We start from the raw sequence: 2,382 nt of genomic DNA, 5'->3' as shown, positions 1-2,382 counted from the left end.
TTGTATCATATGGTGTACCTACTGGTACTTGATTTTCATCAGTAACAGGTTCTTTAATTTTATTACCTTGTTCGTCTTCATATTTAACAATTACATTACCTTTAGGTTCTTCCTGTAATTTATATACATATGTTACTTGTTTTGTTTTCTCTGCTTCAACTTTACCTGTTTCAGCACCTTTTGTTTTTTCAGGTACTAAAATATATGTTTTACCTTCAAAATCAATTGTTGCATCTTTACGATCAGTTGTATCGTATGGTGTATCATTTGAAGCATTTACTTCATCTTTCACTGGTTGTTTAATCACTTTACCAGATTCATCTGTATAATTAACAACAACATTACCAGTTAATTCGTTATAAACATAAGTAACTTCTGTTGTACCTTCTATTACTTTACCTGTTTCTTTACCTTTTGTTTTTGATTGATCTATAGCATATTTTTTATTATCTGCCGTTGTAATTAACAATGGTTTATTATCTGTTGTGTTGTAATCTTTACCTACTGGTGCTTGTGTTTCATCATTAATAGGTACTCTAATTTGATTACCTTTAGTATCTTCATATTTAACAACAACATCACCTTTAGCTACTTCTTTTAATACGTACTGATAAACAATTGTTTGTGGTTCATCTTTTACTGTACCTGTTTCTGCTGCATCAGTTGCATTGTTACGAACTGGTGCTGTTGTTGATAAAGTATACACTTTACCATCTTTTGTGATTTCATTTGGTTTATCACCTGTATATGCTTCACCAAATGGTGTATCTGCTGGTTTAACTACTTTAGATGGTTGCAGTTCTGTTTCTGTATTTTCAATAACATAACGTTCATTAACTTCTCCACCTACGTGTTGATATTGATAAACAACTGTTTGTTTACTAGAAGTTACAGTACCTGTTTCTGCAGCATCACCTTGATTTTTACGCACTGGATTTTCAGGTAAAATTTTATATTTTTTACCATCTTTTTTAATTTCATCTGTCTTATGGTCAGTTGTATCATAAGCTTTACCTAATTTTTCATTTGCTGGCGTATCATTTTCTGATGTTTTTAAATCTTCATCATGTCCTTTTTCTACATAACGAACATTAACTTCTCCACCACCGATATAATAATAAACAACTTCTGAAGAATCTAACCAAGTATGACTTAACGTAATTCTTCCTGTATTATCTATTGTACCATTTGCTAATGGAAATGTTACTTTTATTTTATTCCCTGCAGCTTCATTTTTAATTTCAGTTGGTTGTTTAAATGTTTCAAGAATATTATCATTTTCACCTGGTAAAGAAATATGAGCTAAATAAAATGCATTTTTATCATTACTAATATAAGAATTGAACGGATTACCATCTTTATCTACTTTTGAAAGTTCTTCATCTGATAAACCTTTGAAATTATAAACTTTATCAGAATAAGTTGTATACTTATCTATGTTTTTAAAAAATTCTTCCGCACTCGGTAATTTATCGTCAGTTGAGTTTCTTGGTGTTAAGTATACAATAATGTTTGCTGTTCCTTTGTTATCTACATATTCTTTTTTCTGATAAACAGTTACTATTCTAGGATCAGTTTTATATCCTTTAACTTCATTTGATGTATATTTAAAATCACCTTTATACAGTGCTACACCAGAACTTACAACACCTTTTTGATTAGGTGTACTAGTGATATATTCATAGCCTTCTAATTCTAATGGTACCGTATTGTATACATTATGCGTCCAACTTGATTGTTTTTCGTCTGAACGTATAACTTCATTTGTTTTAATATATTTTTTACCATTTTTTTCAACATCAAATTTTTGACCATCTTCAACTTCTTTTAATAATTGATAATGTGTAACTTGATAAACATGTTTAGGAATTTGAATAACCAAATCATTCAAATCTGCGGGTTGTTTATGATTAACACCGTTCGAGTAAATAATATTTAATGGTTTATTACCTTCAGAAATAGTTAAATTCACACTAGTTTTATCAACAGAAAACACAGGTTTACCTTTTTGATTGTTAAAAGCAGTTAATGTTTGACCCTTATTAATCACTAATGTTTCAGTATTACCTACTTGAACATCGTTTTCATTAAAACTTGTAATATATATCTTTGTAGGATTTTGAACTTGTATAGGATCTTCTGGATTTTTTACTGGTCCTAAATCATCCGTAGATGTTGAAAAAACATATTTATAATTAGATTCTCTATTTTTTATTACATTAAATGTATGTCTATTTGCATTTGGATCGACTAATGGAGGATTTTCAGAATTAGTAATTGTATAATCTACTAATGATGATGATACTTCTGGTGTTGCTCTAAATTTAGAATTTGGTAATTCTGTTGTTTCTTTTGTTATAATTCTTGGATTACGTGTTGTTT

1 protein-coding gene is annotated in these 2,382 nt (G+C 29.0%); it reads right to left on the bottom strand.

Annotated features, from left to right (window positions below; translation table 11 throughout):
• Positions 1-2,382, bottom strand: a 2,382-nt coding sequence (locus AC5EAH_RS07975) for a MucBP domain-containing protein (RefSeq protein ID WP_493494250.1), incomplete at both ends; no start/stop codon positions are given.

The sequence above is a fragment of the Staphylococcus sp. B1(2026) genome (assembly GCF_058895785.1).
Note: the sequence above shows the minus strand (reverse complement) of the source record. Positions and strands in the feature narration are given on the sequence as shown.